The 19,215-nt window shown below is 58.9% G+C and carries 20 protein-coding genes and 2 tRNA genes; 7 read left to right on the top strand and 15 right to left on the bottom strand.

All coding sequences use genetic code 11. From position 1 onward, the window contains the following. The first annotated feature begins 218 nt into the window (after positions 1-218). A complete protein-coding gene (locus tag E2L06_RS01770; protein WP_138778036.1) occupies positions 219-1,226 on the top strand; it encodes a site-specific integrase in 1,008 nt (335 codons plus the stop codon). A gap of 14 nt (positions 1,227-1,240) precedes the next feature. Here E2L06_RS01770 and E2L06_RS01765 read toward each other — a convergent pair whose 3' ends face one another. After that, on the bottom strand, positions 1,241-1,843 hold the full coding sequence (locus E2L06_RS01765; protein ID WP_138778034.1) for a hypothetical protein: 603 nt from the start codon (positions 1,841-1,843) through the stop codon (positions 1,241-1,243). Positions 1,844-1,976: 133 nt separating this feature from the next. Here E2L06_RS01765 and E2L06_RS01760 point away from each other — a divergent pair, with 133 nt between their 5' ends. Both E2L06_RS01760 and E2L06_RS01755 read left to right on the top strand, forming a co-directional pair. After that, positions 1,977-2,783, top strand: coding sequence for a DUF2971 domain-containing protein (locus E2L06_RS01760; protein ID WP_138778032.1), 807 nt, complete (start codon positions 1,977-1,979; stop codon positions 2,781-2,783). Positions 2,784-3,884: 1,101 nt separating this feature from the next. Next, complete coding sequence (locus tag E2L06_RS01755) at positions 3,885-4,262, top strand: bS21 family ribosomal protein (RefSeq protein WP_138778030.1); 378 nt, start codon at positions 3,885-3,887, stop codon at positions 4,260-4,262. Positions 4,263-5,107: 845 nt separating this feature from the next. On the opposite strand, the gene E2L06_RS01750 is transcribed toward E2L06_RS01755, so the two are convergent. Together E2L06_RS01750 and E2L06_RS01745 are read right to left on the bottom strand one after the other, a co-directional pair. Continuing rightward, positions 5,108-5,179, bottom strand: a tRNA-Thr gene (locus E2L06_RS01750). A gap of 184 nt (positions 5,180-5,363) precedes the next feature. After that, positions 5,364-6,131: a hypothetical protein gene (locus E2L06_RS01745; protein ID WP_138778027.1), complete on the bottom strand. Its 768-nt coding sequence runs from the start codon at positions 6,129-6,131 to the stop codon at positions 5,364-5,366. A 60-nt stretch (positions 6,132-6,191) separates the two neighbouring features. On the opposite strand from E2L06_RS01745, the gene E2L06_RS01740 reads away from it, so the two are divergent. Continuing rightward, a complete protein-coding gene (locus E2L06_RS01740) occupies positions 6,192-6,896 on the top strand; it encodes an enoyl-CoA hydratase/isomerase family protein (RefSeq protein ID WP_138778025.1) in 705 nt (234 codons plus the stop codon). 91 nt (positions 6,897-6,987) lie between these two features. Here E2L06_RS01740 and E2L06_RS01735 read toward each other — a convergent pair whose 3' ends face one another. After that, positions 6,988-7,782 carry an NAD+ synthase gene (locus E2L06_RS01735; RefSeq protein ID WP_138778023.1) on the bottom strand — a complete coding sequence of 265 codons (795 nt, stop codon included), beginning with the start codon at positions 7,780-7,782 and terminating at the stop codon, positions 6,988-6,990. 135 nt (positions 7,783-7,917) lie between these two features. Between E2L06_RS01735 and E2L06_RS01730 the strand changes: the two genes are divergently transcribed. Further along, positions 7,918-7,988: transfer RNA gene (locus E2L06_RS01730), tRNA-Gly, on the top strand. Between the two features lie 93 nt (positions 7,989-8,081). On the opposite strand, the gene E2L06_RS01725 is transcribed toward E2L06_RS01730, so the two are convergent. From E2L06_RS01725 to E2L06_RS01700, 6 genes are all read right to left on the bottom strand, one after another. Next, entirely contained in the window at positions 8,082-9,047 is a 966-nt protein-coding gene (locus tag E2L06_RS01725; protein ID WP_138778021.1) for a transcription initiation factor IIB family protein, read from the bottom strand. Positions 9,048-9,156: 109 nt separating this feature from the next. Beyond that, the gene (locus E2L06_RS01720; RefSeq protein ID WP_138778019.1) at positions 9,157-10,680 is read right to left on the bottom strand and encodes a hypothetical protein; all 1,524 of its coding nucleotides are present in this window, start codon (positions 10,678-10,680) and stop codon (positions 9,157-9,159) included. 63 nt (positions 10,681-10,743) lie between these two features. Continuing rightward, complete coding sequence (locus tag E2L06_RS01715) at positions 10,744-11,178, bottom strand: universal stress protein (RefSeq protein ID WP_138778017.1); 435 nt, start codon at positions 11,176-11,178, stop codon at positions 10,744-10,746. 113 nt (positions 11,179-11,291) lie between these two features. Further along, on the bottom strand, positions 11,292-11,654 hold the full coding sequence (locus tag E2L06_RS01710) for a hypothetical protein (RefSeq protein ID WP_138778015.1): 363 nt from the start codon (positions 11,652-11,654) through the stop codon (positions 11,292-11,294). Between the two features lies 1 nt (position 11,655). Further along, a complete protein-coding gene (locus E2L06_RS01705) occupies positions 11,656-11,895 on the bottom strand; it encodes an amphi-Trp domain-containing protein (RefSeq protein WP_138778013.1) in 240 nt (79 codons plus the stop codon). A 110-nt stretch (positions 11,896-12,005) separates the two neighbouring features. Beyond that, positions 12,006-13,016, bottom strand: coding sequence for a KaiC domain-containing protein (locus E2L06_RS01700; RefSeq protein ID WP_394348740.1), 1,011 nt, complete (start codon positions 13,014-13,016; stop codon positions 12,006-12,008). A 179-nt stretch (positions 13,017-13,195) separates the two neighbouring features. Here E2L06_RS01700 and E2L06_RS01695 point away from each other — a divergent pair, with 179 nt between their 5' ends. Continuing rightward, a complete protein-coding gene (locus tag E2L06_RS01695; RefSeq protein ID WP_138778009.1) occupies positions 13,196-14,032 on the top strand; it encodes an NAD(+)/NADH kinase in 837 nt (278 codons plus the stop codon). A gap of 114 nt (positions 14,033-14,146) precedes the next feature. Here E2L06_RS01695 and E2L06_RS01690 read toward each other — a convergent pair whose 3' ends face one another. The 4 genes from E2L06_RS01690 to E2L06_RS01675 all read right to left on the bottom strand — a co-directional run bounded on the left by E2L06_RS01690 (position 14,147) and on the right by E2L06_RS01675 (position 17,097). Then, entirely contained in the window at positions 14,147-14,341 is a 195-nt protein-coding gene (locus E2L06_RS01690; protein ID WP_006087710.1) for a cold-shock protein, read from the bottom strand. A gap of 91 nt (positions 14,342-14,432) precedes the next feature. Continuing rightward, on the bottom strand, positions 14,433-15,083 hold the full coding sequence (locus E2L06_RS01685) for a DsbA family protein (protein WP_138778007.1): 651 nt from the start codon (positions 15,081-15,083) through the stop codon (positions 14,433-14,435). Positions 15,084-15,210: 127 nt separating this feature from the next. Then, positions 15,211-15,978: a DNA-directed RNA polymerase subunit epsilon gene (locus E2L06_RS01680; protein WP_138778005.1), complete on the bottom strand. Its 768-nt coding sequence runs from the start codon at positions 15,976-15,978 to the stop codon at positions 15,211-15,213. Between the two features lie 198 nt (positions 15,979-16,176). Further along, on the bottom strand, positions 16,177-17,097 hold the full coding sequence (locus E2L06_RS01675) for a DNA polymerase beta superfamily protein (RefSeq protein ID WP_138778003.1): 921 nt from the start codon (positions 17,095-17,097) through the stop codon (positions 16,177-16,179). A gap of 312 nt (positions 17,098-17,409) precedes the next feature. Here E2L06_RS01675 and mptA point away from each other — a divergent pair, with 312 nt between their 5' ends. Next, positions 17,410-18,336, top strand: coding sequence for a GTP cyclohydrolase MptA (mptA, locus tag E2L06_RS01670; protein ID WP_138778001.1), 927 nt, complete (start codon positions 17,410-17,412; stop codon positions 18,334-18,336). Here mptA and E2L06_RS01665 read toward each other — a convergent pair. Continuing rightward, entirely contained in the window at positions 18,333-19,136 is an 804-nt protein-coding gene (locus E2L06_RS01665) for a TrmB family transcriptional regulator (RefSeq protein ID WP_138777999.1), read from the bottom strand. The genes mptA and E2L06_RS01665 overlap by 4 nt on opposite strands. Positions 19,137-19,215 lie beyond the last annotated feature (79 nt).

The raw sequence follows: 19,215 nt of genomic DNA, 5'->3' as shown, positions 1-19,215 counted from the left end.
CACAGGACACAGTCTCGCGATCGGCTGTGCGTGACGTGGCTACGATAGCGATCCGAGGAGAGTCCATCAGCGAGGCAGACCAGCGAAGCGACTCGAGGAGCGATGGATTCCGAGAAAAGCCTAGGCCGGGATTGCCCCCCGGGCTCTCGTCATACCGGACGCAAAAGCCCGCTAAAGGCCACTTGCGCAAGTATCGCAGACTGTGGTGGAAACCAACAATGAGTCTGAAACCAACACCGCCACACGAAGCGAAGAATAGATTCCTCAACGACAAGAGGCCGGGAGTCACCAAGAAAACAATCAAGAACTACAGAACAACTCTGCGACAGTTCTGCGACTGGCTTGATGAGCAGAACCTTACGAGTCTCAACGAACTGGACAGCGAACTCATTCAGCGATACAAGGAACACCGTCTATCGAACGTGAAGGTTATTACAGCCCGTCAAGACATGATGACGCTCAAGCAGTTTATCGAGTTCTGCGAACACATCCAAGCCGTCCCTCGGGGGATGGCCGACATGGTTCGGATTCCCTCAGTCAGCAAAGATGACGAGATATGTGATGATCTCCTGACTCGGGACGAAGCCCTTGAAATGCTAGACTTCCTCGAAAAGTACCAGTACGCGAGTAACCGTCACATCACCTTGCTAATCCTCTGGAAGACAGGAATGCGGATGAGCGGGCTTCGGGCTCTTGATGTTGAAGATTTTGATGACGGACGGCCCGCACTGGAACTTCGCCATCGGCCAACGATAGGAACGCCGCTGAAGAACAAAGAAAAGAGCGAAAGGGACGTATTGATTACGTCAGAGATGGCAGAAACCATCCGGGACTACGTTGAGATGAACCGGAACGGGGAGACGGACGAATACGGACGGGAACCGCTTCTTACGTCCAAAAACGGGCGCGTGGTGGAGACAACGATTCAACGGTACGTGTACACTGCAACTCGCCCCTGCTACTACAACGGTGGAGAATGCCCGTTTAACCGTGACCCTGAGACGTGCGAAGCAATGTCTTGGAATACCTCTTGCAAGTGTCCCGGTTCAGTGAGCCCCCACGCACTTCGTCGTGGATATGTGACGGCGGCGCGGAATGCAGGACAACCGAAAGACGTCACGGGAGAGAGGGTAAATATGAGTGGAAAGGTGCTTGAGAAGCATTACGACAAGGGTACAAGTGCTCAAAAAGCCGAAAGGCGAAAAGAATACGTCAAGGATATTTAGGTCAAGAACCAGATCTACATCTCGTCTAACAGTTGTTGTTTTTTCTCTTCAAACTCAGTGTCAGATATTAACCCCTCTTCCTTGAGTTGATTTAATTCACGGATGAGTTCGGTGGGGTTTTTGGTATTACTGTTCGGAGGATTGGAGTCTCCATCTGCCCGCAACACAATCCGCTCTTTGTTTTTCTTCTTTGACATTTTGTCATATGCTACGTTACCCATTCCAAATGTCCATAAGCCCGTGAGAGCGCCAGTCAAGGCGTGGCCCCCGATGGTCCCACCATTAGTAGAAGACATTACCACCCGCCCACCTGAATCTGTAATTTCCTCAATATCCCATCCCTCAGCCTTCCTATCTTTGACTTGTTGGCTCAGTTCAGGGTCAGAGATCCGTTCTGGCAATGCATCTACTGCTTGTTTCTTCTTCATTTCGTCCATAACTTCCTTATGAAATTCTTTTACTTCGTGTTTTTCAGCCTCATAACCGCAATTATTGCAGATATACTCCGTGAAGCTTAGAAGGCCATCGCTCTGAGAATATATCTCATCCTCCCCACATTCTGGACAGGGAAGAAAAGCATCGGAGCCCGGTTCAGTCTTTCCGCCAAAGAATGGCATAGATAAGGAATACCATACAGATAGTTATAATTTCTTATTTGTTGTCCTTTTGCCGCAGCCCTTTCTCTACAAAGGACTGCGATAAATCATCAACCCCCTCATTTCTTAATGTGCGAATTTCAATACCTTTCTAATGCCGTACAGCGACCACCCTGTGTTCGACCCTCCAAATGATTCTCAACTTGTATGGCGGTATATGGATTTCCCCAAGCTAATGTGGATTATTCAAAAGGAGAAATTACACTTCCATCGTGCTGATGATTTCAGTGACCCTTTTGAAGGTACAACTCCTAAGGCATTGAAACAATTACGCGATAAATCCCTAAGGGAGGCTCAGTCAGAAATTGATTCAGAAGAAGTAGACCTTCTGAAACAGTGGAGCAAAGGTGTAAAGAACTTCAGGAAAAGCATGTTTCTCAATTGTTGGCATGCTAATGATACTGAGTCTGCCGCAATGTGGGATCTATATGGAAATGAAGACAAGTCCATTGCTATTGTCAGCACTATTGAACGAATGAAGGATGCATTCAAAGAAACAGAGGAAACCGTATATATTGGTGATCTTTTTTATGTTGATTTTTACTCAGACTTACACGATATTGATAGGGAGTCAGAAGCCAAAATTGCCCGTGTTATAAATAGAACCGAAAATCCAAATGCATTTCAGCAGATACTGTTTAAAAGACAAGAATTCTCACACGAACATGAAGTGCGGGCCGTGATATCTGACATGTCCAATATGGGTGATGAAGAGGAGAATTCCAAACTCTATTTTAATATTTCTATTGATATAAATAAGCTGATTGAAGGAATATATATTGCCCCCGATACACCAAGCTGGTTCTCGCAAGTAGTGGGAAACGCCGTAAATGAAAGCGACCTTGACTTAACTGCAAATGACGTCCATCCATCTCGCCTTGATGAGGATCCTTGGTACTAGATAGCAGTCTAACTTTAACAACTAAACTAATTTATTTACAAAGGACTGTGGTATAACACGGTACAACCCGGATCAACTGGAAGGGAATGTTTGTAAGGGTGATCTAATAGACTGGCAGGAAGGGGAGATAGCAGCATACTACCCCCTTCTATAGCCGATTATAGAATCTTCTCGAGTCGGGTTACGTTAATATAGACGATCCCTTTCCAGTTCATGTTCCAACCTCTCACGGGGTTCTGGTTTCGATTTGATCAGTTGGAAAGATCGAAGCGTAGGCAGGCAGCAATACTATCAGATGAAATACACTCATTATACAATAATAGTGATACAATTGAATGGGAGATAGAAATAATATCTAAACTCAATAAGTCACCTATTCCTATTCTACCAAAATTGTTTATAGGCCCACATACATCTCCTGAAGCGTTTTTTTCGTTTATCATGATGGAAACCATTCGTGAGGTCATAGAATCGCTTAGAAGGTCCATCAGCCATCTTAGAATTGATTCTGGACCGTGGCGATAGGCCGGTATTTCTGATATGGGCCTCAATCGGTGATCTCTCAATCTCTCAAAGGGAGAAAGGGAAATACAAAGGGATAGAGGGATACCAATCAACTGGTATACCACTAGAAAGTCGAGAAGGCCCCTCTACGAAGTATAACATTATCACTTAGAAGGTATACTGGAACTGGTTATCTCCATTGTTACTACAGTCTATTGGTAACACTGTAAAGAGCGAGAAGGTAGCTATACAGTAGTATCATAGTGTCTTCTAAGTAGTACACTGGAAAGAGGTATATCCACTACAAAGGCAGGAAGTGGTACAACAGTGGTAACCAACGGTACTCTTGTAGTCTGACTATCAGAAGGCCACTACCTATGAGAATACAATACATCAGATATATTATATTCCTACTATAAGATATTGTATGTATTCTCGAGGCTCATGCTTCCAGCCCTTTCTTTGATTACAGCAAACAGTTGTAGTTCTGCCAGATGAAAATAGATATGTGGGAAGAAAAATAACTTATTTCTTGATAGTAATGGATACGGAAGTTAACACTGTATATTTCAACCAAGGTCGAGGGTGGTTCTAAGCATGGCCAACGCTTTTGGTGCGATCTTTATGATTATCGGCCTCCTTTGGATAGGTGCTACCTTTGGAGTAGCTTGGGATGCGTACAAACATAACAGGAGTCCTGTCACATGGTTCTTTGCTGTAGCAGTTTTTGGAATATTTGGCCTGTTAGCTTATTCTCTCACGTATTCTGAAGGTATAAATATGAATAGTAAACGAAGTAGTGATACGAACCTTCGAGTTAGTGCAAATGCAATAAAAGAGGAAACTGGTGAGGAAACTGAACTATCCTTAGTGGTTCACACTGAAAGTGTTGATACTGCAATCAAACAGTTTGAAAGGCGTTGTCGAAACGAGGGGTATCTGATTCAAGAAAAACCGAGTGTCGAAAGAGAATAACCTGCTCTGCCCCTTCCTGCCTTTATTGAGGGAGACCTTTCCCTTGGAGTCTATTTCAGATAATCCCACACGGGAGTCGAATACTAATGAGATTCCACTGGAAAGACGGGAAGGTGTGTAAGACGGTTAATCTCCATTGACGAAGTGGCTATCTCAGGGAGAAGACTATGCTGCGCCGCTTCTCGACTTTCAAAAGGACCCTTCTCGTAAAATTGCACTCTCCCCCCTATAATAGGGGCACCTTCCTCAGCCGCACTTGTCTTCGGGCTACGTCCTAAGAGCTTCCATCGCACTTCAATAGCCTTTGCAGGTTGTGTTCCCTGTTCTGGCCTCTATACGATCTTGCTCACCACCCACAGACAGCGGTGCGAGAACCATACCCAGTGGATACAGTCCTTGACTTCAAATGAAGGAACTACTCTCGAGAACCCAACTGTCTCTGGTAATACCAGTCCAGATGGGACCCACTATTCTATGTATCTACAGCAATATAAGCATTTCGGATTTGATATGTGTTAGAAAGCAACCGTCCCTGTCCATATTTGTCTAAACCGTAGCTGTCGGCTTCCCGCCTTTGCATAGGTGACCTTCACTCCAACACTTCATTGGATAAGACGTCTGTTGAGATTTAGCATAATCTCTGGAGTGCTAACAGAGACGGTGATTCACGGTCATTTTTGAAAACCGCCACCCGGAACGAGGGGATTGCTCGCACGGGTTTCCTTTCCCCTGCCGGATCACCGGTAAAATCACCCTTGAAACGGGTATCCTTTCTACTGAAAACAGCCGTAAAAACTATGCTGGAGCGGCGCTGTATGGGAATTACGGTCTGCGACGAAGGAGCAAGCCTAGGCCGGGATTTGAACCCGGGCTCTCGTCCTTACCAAGGACGCGCTTTACCGCTAAGCTACCCAGGCGCGTACTTCTTCGTTGTTCGGAGCCGTCTTTATGGGTTTCGATTCGAACGGACTATGCGTCGGTATGTCGTATCGCCCTCGCAGGATCTATCGTCGTCACTGCCCGTCATTGTAGCGGCAATCGCACGTCAGTGTCAGTGCACGATCGATGACGAACTCGGTTCGGCTGGCGCAAGAACGGCGATCAGGGATCGGTTGCCGACGTTGCGCGATCAGTAGTCGAATCCTCGAGCGACTGCTCGCGAACCTTCGCTTCGAGGTCGGTCAGACACTCCGTGACCGGCGGAAACGAGGTGCCGGCAGCGGCAGCGAGATCCGCAGCGACGTCGAGCAACTGAGGTGAAGGTGTTTCGTCGACGGCGACCGCCCCGGCACGAACGGCCAGTTCGAGCACGTCATGCTCGAGGTTGGCGTCGAGCGAGTCGGGATCGGTGCCGTCGGCCGCTGTTCCGGCGTCGAGTTCGCCACGGCGCGTCTGGTCGCGGCCGAACGACTGGACCGTGCGGACGGCTTTGCCAGCGGCGTCGGTGCGAGCAAGCAGGTAGAAGCCACGGGCGACGAGGATATCGGCCGCGAGGATCGCGAGATCGCCCTCATCGGCGTCATCGTCGGTCACCGTCCAGGGTTCGTCGTGGGCCAGCGATCGCGTCAATCGCAGCCCTTCGTAGATGAGCTGGACGCCAGCAGCATGGGTGACGATGCGCTCGGAGGGCGACTCCGAGGTCAAGGTTCGGTCTCGGTCGGTCTCGGACTCGTCATCGCAGTGTCGGCCATCCTGGTCTGCAAGGACGTGGCCCTCGGGGGCCATCGCCGCGGCGCTCTCGAGCGTCAGTGCGGCGGGAACCATCGATGCCCGGTCGAGGACGGATTCGATGTACTCGTACAATCGTGGTGGTTCGACGTCCGCGACGGCCTCGACGGCGGCACGCCGACAGCTGTCGGCCTTCTCCATTAGCGGGGGGTTACGACGGAGTAGGCAAAGACCTTTGGAAACGCCTGATCGACTGCAACTATGATCGACGTTGACACGAACGGATCGATTCGGACGATCACACTCGACCGCCCCGAAGCGCGCAACGCCCTCACCGTCGACGGACTCACTGCACTCGAGGCGGCGATCGACGACGCCGACGAGCCGGTCGTCTACCTTCGTGGCCGCGGCCCGGCGTTCTGCGCAGGGGCGGATCTGAACGCGGTCGGGGCCCTCGAGGGGGACCGCGACCGTGCAGCCGACTTCGCACGACTGGGCCAGCGCGTCGCCCGGACGATCGAAGACTCGCCGGCGATCGTCGTCGCGGGAATCGACGGGCCCGCACGCGGTGGCGGGCTCGAACTCGCGGTAGCCTGCGACGTCCGTGTCGGGACGACCGACTCCACCTACGGGGAGCCGGGAGTCAGCTTCGGTCTGTTCGGTGCCTGGGGCGGCACCGTCCGGCTCCCCCGCGTCATGGGCGAGGGCGACGCCCTCGAGTTCGCGCTCTCCGGCCGGTCGGTCGGCGCCGAAGAAGCGCTACGGATGGGACTCATCTCACGCATCGAAGACGAGCCCCGAGCGGTCGCCGAGGAGATCGCGGCAAACGCCACCGACACACTGCCAGTCCTGAAACGACGGCTCCGTGACGACAGCGAGCGAGCGACGCAGGAGCGACGCGAGGCCGCGGCCTTCGCAGACCTCATCGCTTCCCACGCCGACGACATCGACGCCGTCCTCAAGTAGAAACTCTTTGAGCCGAGTCCCTCACTCGCACAGCGACCTCGGTGACGAGAAGGGAACGTGCCACTGAGAGACAGGACCGGCCGGATTGACGTTACGCGAGTGGCTCCGGGGCCGTCGGCGCGTTGCGCTTGTGCGCACTGCTTTCGTACATCCCGCGGACCCGCTCGACCGTCTCCGCGTCGACCTCGAGCAGCCGGCAGGTCGCAGCCACGGAGAGTGGGCCGTCGATATGGGCAGCCAGAATCGAGTCGAGCGTTTCGTAGCTGATCCCCAATTCGTCCTCATCGGTCTGGTCAGCCCACAGCTCGGCGGTCGCGGTCTTTTCGGCTAGGTCCTCGGGAACGCCGACGTGGCGAGCGAGCTGGCGAACCTGTGCCTTGTAGAGGTTGCCGATCGGGTGACAGTCGACTGCGCCGTCGCCGTATTTGGTGAAGTAGCCGACGGCTGCTTCGCTACGGTTGCCAGTGCCCAACACCAGCCGACTCTCGTGGTTGGCGACGAGATAATTAAGAACTGCTCGAACACGGGCACGGGCATTGCCGACGGCTTCGTGGTCACCCTCGGCTTCTGGGTAGACAGACAGCAACGAATCGACGATCGGCTCGATTTCGATCACGTCGTAGGTAATCTCGAGTTCCTGTGTGACCCGCTCGGCGTCGCTCATGTGCTCCTCGCTGCTGACGTGTGCCGGCAACACGAGCCCGTGGACGTGCTCGGCCCCAAGCGCTTCGACGGCGAGATGGCCGGTCAGTGTGCTGTCGATCCCACCCGAAAAGCCGAGGACGACGCCGTCAGCTCCCGCGGCGTCGACCTGTTCCCGAATGAACGCCGTGATGTGGTCGCGATGCTGCTCGAGTTCCGCCTCCGAAAAGCGAAGGTCGATCATGTAACAGGCTAGGGGCGGCGTGACCTAATAGGCACCCCTCTTCGGGAAAAAGTGACCGAGCGGTCGGTTTCGGGAACTGCTCTGGAGCGCTACGTTGAAGTGTGACCGGGCGATACATTCGGGCGAAGTAAGTGGGCGCCGATGGTCCAGTGGTAGGACTCGAGCTTCCCAAGCTCGCGGCCCGGGTTCAATTCCCGGTCGGCGCATTTCTCGCGGATACCTCCGGATGAGTGTCGCGACTCTACAACGATCAAGAATAGCAAGAAGTTCAACGTCGTGGTTCGAGCCCTGACGATCGCTTACTCGTGAATCCCCATCGCTTCGATCTGCTCCTGATACCGGTTGCGGATCGTCACTTCGGTCACCTGCGCGACGTCCGAGACCTCCCGCTGGGTCTTCTTTTCGTTACAGAGCAGTGAGGCAGCGTAGATCGCGGCTGCGGCATATCCCGTCGGTGACTTGCCCGAGAGTAGCCCCTTCTCGGTCGTCGTGTCGATGATCTCGTTGGCTTTCGCCTGGACCTCTTCGGAGAGTTCGAGCTCCGAGCAAAACCGGGGCACGTACTTTTTGGGATTGACCGGCTCCATCTCGAGGCCGAGTTCCTGGGCCACGTACCGATAGGTGCGACCGATCTCCTTGCGCTCGACGCGGGAGACGCCGGCGACTTCCTCGAGCGAGCGGGGGATGCCTTCCATCCGGCAGGCGGCATAGAGGGTGCTGGTCGCGACGCCTTCGATCGAGCGCCCGCGGATGAGGTCTTCGTCGAGTGCGCGTCGGTACATCACACAGGCGACCTCACGCACCGAGCGGGGGATGCCAAGCGAGGAGGCCATTCGATCGGTTTCGGAGAGCGCGAACTGCAGGTTGCGCTCGCCGGCGTCTTTGGTGCGGATGCGCTCTTGCCACTTGCGCAGGCGGCGCATCTGGTTGCGTTTGTCCGAAGAAAGCGACCGGCCGTAGGCGTCCTGGTTCTTCCAGTCGATCGAGGTCGTCAGCCCCTTGTCGTGCATCGTCTGGGTCGTCGGCGCGCCCACCCGGGACTTGTTCTGCCGTTCGGAGTGGTTGAACGCCCGCCACTCCGGTCCGTGGTCGATGTTGGACCCTTCGACGATCAGACCACACTGGTCGCAGACGAGTTCGCCCTGATCCTCGCTTTTGACGAGCGTTCCGCTCTCACACTCGTCACACACCCGCTCAGCCTCCGTTTCCTGCGTTTGTTCCGTCGATCCAGAAACTCGTTCGCGCTGGCGGGGTGGGCTTGCCATTTCATGTAGAGAACGACGGCGCAAGAACTTAAGGGCTCGCCACGATGGGATACCGTTCTCACGGGGCGGTGATTGTCCATTTCGCCGAGGGATCGATACCACTGGTTGGTCAAAAATGACCCGACAGCGTGCCGACTAGCACGAGAATCCACATCGCGGCCCCGACCAGCAGCATGTCGTTGACCTTCGCGGTTCGCGCCGCACGTTTTGCCGCCCCGCCGGCGATCAGGCCGAGCGCGACGACCACGAGCATCCGCTGGACGACGACCTCGAGCGGCAGCGTATCCACGCCGAGCATACCGTAGTCGAGCCAGATCGCGACCGCGAGCGAACCCGCGGCGACGATGGCGGCGTCGAGTCGGCGCGTCAGCCCGCGTGCGATCAGGTAGGTTGCTGTCGGGAGTCCGACACCGATCACCGGATAGAGCACTGCGGCGATCTGATGGGGCGTGAGAAACGCCGCGCGGTGCTCGAGGACGATGCCGCCCGCGCGCACGCCGAGCAACAGGGCGATGATGGCAAACGCGAGCGCGAAGTGACCGCCCTCGAGGCGGGCGAACGCGGTCGCGAGGCGGCGGCGATCGTCCTCGGTCAGGTGGTCGTCGATGGTGTCGGCTGTCCGCTGGCCGAGCCGGTCGGTAACGGGATCGGCATCAGCAGCGCCGTGGGAGCCACGCGTGCGGGCCCGGATGCCGACCAGCGTGGGTACGACGAGCAGTCCAGCGAGTTCGACCACCGTCGCCCAGCCGTCCGCGTCGGAGGAGTTGCTATTCCCGAGATAGATGCGCTGTACGTCGTCTTTGGGGTCGATCTGTGGATGGTCCATGAAGTTGGACTCGACTTTGCGCTGGGCGTCCTGTGAGCCGTGGACGCGGTGGCGAAGCGTAAACCAGTCGAAATGTTCGGAGTGGGTCTGCATGGCGACCCAGTCGTCGTCCTCGTTGGGACTCTCGTAGAGCCGGATGTGGTAGCGCTGGCCGTAGTAGTCGCCGTCCTCGAGTTGGCGCGTCTCGGTCGTCCAGTAGCCGCTCTCGTTTGGACCGGGTTCGATGTAGGCGTAGCGGGTCCCGCCGTCGGCTTCGCCCCAATTGAACTCGGGGAGACGGCTCCAGGCCTGGTCTGACGTCGCGTTATCGGCGGTCACGTTGGCCGCCGAGTCGTTCGATGTGTTGGTAGCCGAGTCGTTCGACGCCGTGAGTTCCGAATCAGGAGAGGTGGTGGCCAGCGATCCGTTCGGCGAGGACTCGAGCGGTGGCTGTGTCTCGTTGGAGGAACTGTTTCGGCCGACGAGCGCGTAGGTCTCCGAGACCGCTACCTCGGACTCGTTGATTTCGGACCAGTCGCCGTCGCTGGCTTCGACCAGCACTCGCTCGACGTCAGCGACATCACCGCGGACGATGACGTTGATCGGGCTGCGCTTTTGGAACCCCTTTCGCGGGCTGAGATACTCCCAGAAGCCGCTCTCGGAGTCGTTGAACGTGACGACAGCTGGAGCGTCCGATTTCGGTTCAGAGGGGGTCGACGCCGCCGAGGGCTGCTGGTCGGTCGACAGCGACAGGATCATCGATGGTCCACCGACCAGCATGAACGCGAGGACGCACAACACAGCCGCGATCACGAGCGATCGACGCATGTCTCCGTCAGTAGCGACAGGAGACACATCAAACTGTGTGTACTGTCTCGACCGGAGCCCGAATCAGTCCTCGACGTCAGGGCCGACAGTGGTGACGGGAACGGGCGCTTCGCGGACGACCCGCTGTGAAACGCTGCCGACGACGTTGCGTTCGTACTCGTCGCCGCTGGTTCCCATGACGATCAGGTCGGCATCGACGTCCGCGGCGTAGTCGACGATACACTCGGCCGGATTCCCCGTTTCGACCGCCGTCTCCGTCTCGAGGTCGTACTCGGCGGCCCGCGTGACGGCGGCGTCGATCGCTTCACGGGCGGTCGCGGCGAGGTCTTCGCGGACGCGTTCGACGCGATCGTCGTCGAGGACGAGAAACGCGCGGTCGTCGACGACCGAGAGAATGTGCAAGGAGGCGTCTCGCGTGGCTGCGATGTCGATCGCGTGGTCTGCGACGGTCGCCGCGTGTTCGCTGCCGTCAGTCGGGAACAGAATCGTCTCGTACATCGGTGTCTAGGCTGTCCTCTCGCGCCGACGGAAAAAGGGGTTTCCCTCCCTCTTCGGCGGTGGGAACGGCTGGGCACAGACCACCGGATACCTGTCGGACTCTCACGACAGGCTTAAACCCCCGGAATCCCGAGCGCGTCAGGCGTGACGAAGCCGATCGCCGCGAACGCGTAGACGATCCCGACGGCGACGATCCAGGCGACGAAACCGATCGCGACGGCAGCACCCCAGCCGCCGGGATAGCGCCAGTTGATCACACCGACCCAGACGACCAGCATCAACAGCACACCCAAGATCGGGACCCAGCCGACGAAGAAGCTCGTGATCGCCCACGCGATCGCGCCGATCAGCGCGGTCACTGCCGCGTTCGCGAAGCCAGCGTCTCGATCCAGGACCAGTCGCACGCCCGCGAGGATACCGACCGTCCCGACGAGCAGACTCAAGGCGAAGATCAGGATGGAGTCTGCGGCAGCCATGTTATGGTTTCCAGCTCAGTTCGATATCGACCGTCTCGCGTTCCCCTCGAAGCATCGACGACCGCTCGACCACTTCGACTGACACGTTGATCGTCTCCGGCGGCGTCAGCGCGACGTTCTTGTTCCCGACCGGGACCGTAATTTGCTCGTCACCCCGTTCGAACTCCGTCGCGAGTTCTCGAAGGTAGGCGGCGAATTCGTCTCGCGGCAGTGTTTCGTCAGTGGTCGTCCGTTGGGCCATGCAGGTGTATGACAGTCGTACCCGCAAAAGTATGGACAACCAACGGTGTCCTAACTCGCTGTTACCGGATCGGCCGTCGCTGTAACAGTCCACTGCCCTGAAAACTGATGTTAAAACAGGTTCGCCTGCTGGTGGACCGAGATGCCGTCGGGGGTAATCTCGTAGGGCTTTTTCTCTCGAGAGTGGTTCGCATCGCGGATTTTCTGGATCTCGACTGCCAGTCTGGTCTCGCGGAAGTCATCCGGCCGGACGTACTGCAGGACGATGACGGCATCGGTGAGATATTCGACGATGCCATACCGCGAGGCATAGGCCGTCGCCTCCGCGGCTTCGCTGGTCAACAACGCGGTGACACCTGCCTCTTTCAGACTGCGAGCGAAGTCGTAGATTTCGTTGCGTCGTTTCGCCCGATCCTCGTACATCATCTCGAGCAGGGAGACCGAATCCAACACGAGCCGAGAGGCGCCGAACTCCTCGACGAGTGCCGGCAGTTCGTTACGGATCGACGCCAGACTGTTAGCCATTTCGATCGGGTCGACATCGACGACCGCGAGTTGGCCGTCGGCGACGTACTCGTCGAACGCGTATCCTTTCTCTGTCGCGCTGTTGATGACTCGGTCGCGGCTCTCCTCGAGTGTAATGAAGACCGCGCGCTCGCCGGCCGCGAGGCCGTGGTGGAGAAACTGCAGTCCGAAGGTGGTCTTGCCGGTGCCGGCACCGCCCACGACGACGATCAGCGAGCGTTCGGGAACGCCACCCTGAATCATCCGGTCGAGCCCATCGATACCGAGGTCGAGTCGGGGCAGGTCCGAATCGGGTTCCGCGTCGAAGTCGGGTTCGTCGCTACCCAGAACGAAATCGAGGTCGTCGAAGCCCGCCGGTCCCTCGGAGTTGTTACTGTCGTCGGTTCCCTCCTCGACATCCTGTAACGCCGCGTCGAAGTCGTCCTCGAACAGGGGTTGGTCGTCGCCGTCGTCCCGCTCGTCGGCCGTGGGTGAACCGGCGCCGTCTTTTGCCTCGAGTGCGCGGTCGAACCAGTCGTCGTCCTCGTTAGCCACGGCGATCACCTGTGGTCCGTCGGCGGACCGGACCGTCGGAGATGAACGAAACGGTCGACTGATCGACCGCTCGTACCGGGGGCGAGACGATGGGAAGAGACGAGGTGTCAGACACCATACGAAACACGGCGACGGATTCGTCGCGGCTGTTCACGTGCTCGGAGACGTTCCAGCCCGATTAACCTTGTTGCCGCGGCGAGACAAGCGTGGCTTTTTGACGACGGGGCGGGAAGCCGCCGACGATGGACGTCGCCGTCGGAATCGTTGCCCAGCGGAACAACGAACGCGCACAGACACTTGCCGCGACGCTTGTCGAGACCATAGAGTGCGAGGGCGCACGCGTCGTCGTCGACGAGCTAACCGGCGAGGCGGTCGACGCGACCGCCGTCCCGGTCGCCGCGATGACAGACCGCGATCTCGTCGTGAGTATCGGCGGCGACGGAACGCTGCTGTTCGTCGCCCGCGAAGTCAGCCCGACGCCGATTCTCGGCGTCAACCTGGGCGAGGTCGGCTTTCTCAACGCCGTCGCCCCCGACGACGCATTCGCTGTCGTCACCGACCTCGTTGACGGCCTTGAGGACCCAGATACCGTCGAGAGACGCGAACTGGCACGGCTACAGGCGACGGGCGTCGACAACGACTGGACGCTCGAGCCCGCGCTCAACGAGGTGGTCGTCCACGGCCCCCGGCGAGGTCACGGCGGTGGCGCGACGATCGACGTTCGCGTCGACGGCCACCAGTACGCCGAGAGCCACGTCGACGGCGTCCTCGTGGCCACGCCGTCGGGCTCGACGGCCTACAACTTAAGCGAGGGCGGCCCGCTGGTTCACCCATCGGCCGACGCGCTCGTCGTCACACAGATGGCCGCGACCGAGTCGATGCCGCCGCTGGTCCTCGATCCGGATACCGAACTCACGCTCACCGTCACCGGGGCCGACACTGCCTATGCGATCAGCGACGGGCGCAACCGACAGCGTCTCGAACCGCCGGCGACGGTCTCGATCTCGCTCGCGGACGACTCCGTCACGCTCGTCGGGCCACAGGCGAACTTCTTCGATGGGCTCGACAAGCTCGAGTGAGTGCACTCATACTGCCGGACAGAACGACGTGACTGCTGTCCAGTAGTCTCAGTAGTCGATTGAAGAATAGTACTGAAAATCGGCCGTCAGTCGTACTGCCGGACGCAGTCAGTCTTAGTTACGGACGACGTTCGTCGCGCGTGGGCCTTTGGGGGCCTGTTCGATGTCGAATTCGATCTCGGTGCCTTCTTCGAGGTCCGGTCCGCCAACGTCCTCCATGTGGAAGAATACGTCGTCGTCCGCGTCGTCCGTCGAAATGAAACCGTAGCCGCCAGTGTCGTTGAAGAAATCAACGTTACCGTTTGCCATTACAAACAAACGTACGCCCAGAACACGGATAACACTTGCGAGGGTGACAGTACCACGATCGTGAAAAAGTTGCCAGTCGCGGCGACCGTTACTACTCGCCCTCGACGAGCCGCGCGATGTGTTCCGGCGGCACCGCGCCGCGGGCAACGTGGCCGTCCGAGACGAACGTCGGTACACCGGTGATTCCCCGTTGGGAAGCCGCGGCGAACCGCTCCTCGAGTGTGGCCCGGCAGTCGTCGTCCGTGACCGCATCGCGGATCTCGCCGGCCGGCAGGCCGACGCTATCGGCGAGTTCGGCGAGCACGTCGACGTCGCCGATGTCGCGGCCGTCCTGCCACAGGGCGGTGTAGATCGCCTCGTCGAACGCCGCCCACTGGTCGGGGTACGCTTCATTGACGTACCACGAAGCCACCTGCGCGTCGAACGAGTCGACATCGGTCGCGACCTCCTGGGCCATCTCGACGCCGTATTCGTCCTGCAGTCGGCGGACGTTCCGTCTCGCCTGCTCGTAGTACTGGTCGTCTTTCCCGTCGTCGACGTCGTGGTCAATCGAGCCGTCAGGGTTGCGTTTTCCACGTCGCAGATCGAAAGGATGCCACTCGACTGCGAGCGGTTCGTCGCGCTCTTCGCGGTACTGTGTGAGCGCGCGCGTCCCCAGATAACAGAACGGGCAGACGTAGTCAGCGTAGATCTCGATCCGATCTGCGGTCTCCGGTATCGACCCGGTACCAGCGTCAGCCATGGAGTCGATAGGGAACCAGAACGGAAAAGTCGCCGGTCGCCCGTCACCGGCAGCGCGATAGGGCTCGAGACGAGGCACGGACGGCGATCCAGAACACGCGGCGCGGGCCGAACCTGCCGAAACGGTATCAGCGCTCCGAGCCTGAGGCCGCCGCGTCCGCGGTGTCGGTCCCCGCCGTCACGTCCGGCAGGTTCGGATCGCGGTACGGGTTGCGGCCGTAGGCCGGGAGTTCGTCCTCGAGTTGGGATTTCAGGACACGGCGCAAGCGATTCAGACTCGTCGTATCCAGTCCGTACTCGGCCGCGAGGCGCTTGAAGGCATCCTCGTCGGTGATGTCGTGGGCCCGGTACTGGGCGAACAACTCTTCCATGCGGTCGGCCGACAGCGCCTGCGCGTCGATGTCGTCAAGGCCGAAGTACTGCTGGCGGTCGACGTCGACGACGTGGCGGATCACCACGAGCGCGACCTTCTCGATCGCCCGCTGGCTGCCGAACTCGGTGAGGTCGATCTCGTCCATGACGCCAAGCGCCAAGTCGCGTTGCCACGGCGTCACCTCGAGAGCGTTACACAGCGCCTGTGTGGTTCGCAGTCGGTCGAGGTGGTGGGCGCGCTCGCTGTAGCCCGGCGTCGCCGCGTGCTGTTCGTCGTGGAGGCGGCGAACGCTTTCGGAGAGGTCCGCATCGGGGGAGTCGGCGCGGCCGATGACGGTCGCACTCGGCGTGACGACACCCCACTGGCGAACCGTCGAATCGCGCTGGACCTCCGCCCGCGAGAGCGCCCCGGACCCGGGCCGGGTCTCGAGCCGTCGCTCGTGGTCGGGATCGTACTCGACGCCGTCCGTAGTGGCCGTATCCGCCGCAGGAGGACGACCAGGGTCGGCACCGTCGTCGTGCATCACCTGTCGGTCGGAGGGGGAGCGTGAAAAAGGCTCGCTCCGAACGGGAGACGTTTCAGTTGGACTGACAGCGCCGCTAACAGGTCTGTGACGGGGCTCGAGCGATAACCAGCGCAGTCGCTCCGTGTTCGGGGTATGGCCCGCGAAAAGCCCTTCGTAGCTTCACCTTGTGACCAGAGACACTTAAAGGGCAGCTGGCTACTGGACCGCGGCGATCAGGTCGTCGACGAACCCGTCCAGCCGCGCGGGATCGGGACCGTCCCGCGCGTGCACGTCGGGATCGATTCGTTTTGGCGGGTGTGCGAACTCACGGCCGACGGCGTCGCCGATCGTGGCGTCTCCCTCGCCCGCTCGTTTTCGCTCGAGCAATTCACGAGCACACGCGATCCGGTCGGCGTCGAACACAGCGGGAGCCTGCTCACGGAGGAACGTCTCGAACGCGAGCGCCGGCGGGTCGTACGTGTCGCGCTCGCCGGTCGCTTTGAGGTAGTAGGCGGCCATCGCCGCGCGGTAGATGGTCAGGTTTCGCTTGACTGTGGGTTTCGTCTGTGTCTCCTGAAATCGCTCGTCATCAGCCGACACCGTCATCGTGCCGTCGTCGGTCTCGACGACGAACGTCTGGCCGTCTCCCTCGAGAATTGGAAAGAGTTCGTCGTCACTGCGGACCAGATGATGCGAGATGTACTTCCGGTAGTTGCTCGTCGCAATGCCGCGCCACGTATGATAGAGATCGATCGGATTGTACGTCCGTTCGACGTAGGCGGCGAGTTCGTCGGGCTCGTACGTGCGACGATAGCGGATCGGACTGCGAACCAGGTCGATCGCACCCTCGTTCGAGTCGGCGAGCAGTCGCGCGAACGTCCGCACGTCCCAGCCCTGGTACTCGAACGTGCCACGAACTTCGACGATGGTCTCAGGCGGTCGCTCGAGGTGCGCGTACCGACGCAGATCGGTCGACACGAAGACGAAACCGACATCGTAATCGCTGTCGGAACTCGCCCCACCCCAGGCGTGGCTCCCGCGGGCGACCGCCAGCGGGACCGCAACGTCGTGTTCGCGTTCGATCGCAGTCAAGTGGTCGGCGACGGTCTCGTGGACGTGTTCGGAGACAGCGGTCATAGCTGTGGCTCGCAGCGGAGAAACCGAGAGAAGACCGGGTGTCGAATGCCCTTCGTAGCTTCACCTTGTGACCAGAACCACTTAAAGAAGAAACCCGTGCCCGGATCGTGCACAACCAACTCGAGACACGACACAGGCCACAGCCGTCGCTCGGTGTTTTGAAAGTCCGAAAAGCGACGACCTCCCGTCATAGCTCTACCTTGTGACCAGAGGCACTTAAAGAATCGACGGCTCGAGCCGCTACCGAAACGAGATTACCGCAACACTCCCGGTTCCGAAAGCTTGAATCGGCCGCTTCCCTGAATGCGGTCAATGAGTCATCAGTTGCCGGACGTGCAGGCGACATCGCCAGACGTGACCGTCGGTCTGAGCCAGGTCGGCGTCACCGGTGTCGACAAGCTCGTCAAGATCGCCCGCGAGGACAAGCGCCCGATCGTCCTCACCGCCGAGTTCGAGGTCTTCGTCGACCTCCCCGCCTGGCGCAAGGGCGCGGACATGAGCCGCAACATGGAGGTCATTGACGAGATTTTAGAGGACGCGACCCGCGAGGAAGCCTACGGCGTCGAGGAGGTCTGTGGCGAGGCCGCCGAACGGCTGCTCGAGAAACACGACTACACCTCCCGAGCGGAGGTCTCGATGGAAGCCGAGTTCATGCGCCGCGAACAGACGCCCGCGAGCGACCGCGAGACCCAGCACACGGTCGACATCGTCGCTTCGGCGACGGCAACAGACGAGGGTACCCGCGAGGAGATCGGCGCGCAGGTCACCGGCATGACCGTCTGTCCCTGCTCACAGGGGATGTCCGCCGCCCGCGCGAAACAGACGCTCGAGGATCTCGGTGTCGAAGCAGAGACGATCACCGAATTCCTCGAGGAAGTGCCACAACCGGGCCACTCCCAGCGTGGCCACGCCACGCTGACCGTCGAGGCGGGTGGCGACCCTGAAGTCGATCTCAACGACGTCATCGATATCGCACGGGATTCGATGAGCGCGCGGATCTACAACCTCGCGAAGCGACCCGACGAGGATCACATGACCTACGAGGCCCACGCCGACGCGAAGTTCGTCGAGGACTGCGTGCGTGCGATGGCGGAAGGCGTCGTCGACGAGTTCGATCACCTGCCAGACGACGCGGTGATCACGATGGCCCAGTCCAACGACGAGTCGATCCACCAGCACAACGCCCACGCCGAGCGCGTCGTCGATCTGGAGACGCTCCGCGAGGAGGTCAGCGACTAGAACTCGAGGGGCTCCGCCTGTTCCCACCGCGGAACGAACTCCTCGTGGACGTTCGCGGCGAACTCCGGATCTTTGAGGTCGATCATACCGAAGGCTTCACCCGACGACAGCGGGTTTGGCACCTGAATGCAGACCTCGACGCCGTCGATGATGTTGAACGAGCCCGTGATGTCGTCGTGGGTCCGGACGTCGAACGCCTCACGTTGCTGTAAAGTCTCCCGGTAGCGCCGGCCGACGGCTTCGGAGATGGAGGCGACCATGTCGCGAGTCATCAGGAGCTCGATCGAGACGCCCCTGTCGAGTGCGTCCTCGAGTTGTGCGTTAACCGCTTCGCTGACGGCCTCGATGTTCCACTGTGGGGAGGGATGTGCCGACACCATCACGATGTCGCGGTCGGCCGCCGCGAGCCGCTCTAAGAGCAGCTCGCGTGTCTCTTTAGGGCCGACAGCGGCGGTCCAGAACTGTTCGTCGACCGGCTCGGCTGCGTCGAGTTCGTCGGAGAGATCGTCGACGATCGACTCGTACTGGTCCGCCTGTTCCTCGAGTTCGCGTTTCTTGTCTTCGAGGAGCCGATCGAGTGCCGTCGAGGGCTCGACGGCGACGTATTTCTTCGGCCGGCTCGCGGTCTGGCTGCGGACCAGATTGTACTGTTCGATACTATTGAGCACGTCGTAGATCCGTCCCATCGGCACGTCGCTGGCCCGCGACAACTCCTTGGCAGTTGTGGGTCCGGTGGTGAGTAGCGACCGGTAAGCTCGTGCTTCGTACTCGGAAAGCCCGAGGTCTCTAAGAGTAGCCATATCAAACACGAATCTATCGAAACGGCATAAACGCTAGGATGGTTTGAGGTGGATGACAACACCGACCGAGACGAGCCAA

The organism is Haloterrigena sp. H1 (assembly GCF_005938085.1).
Taxonomy (GTDB): Archaea; Halobacteriota; Halobacteria; order Halobacteriales; family Natrialbaceae; genus Natrinema.
This window is presented reverse-complemented; position numbering and strand designations above follow the sequence as displayed.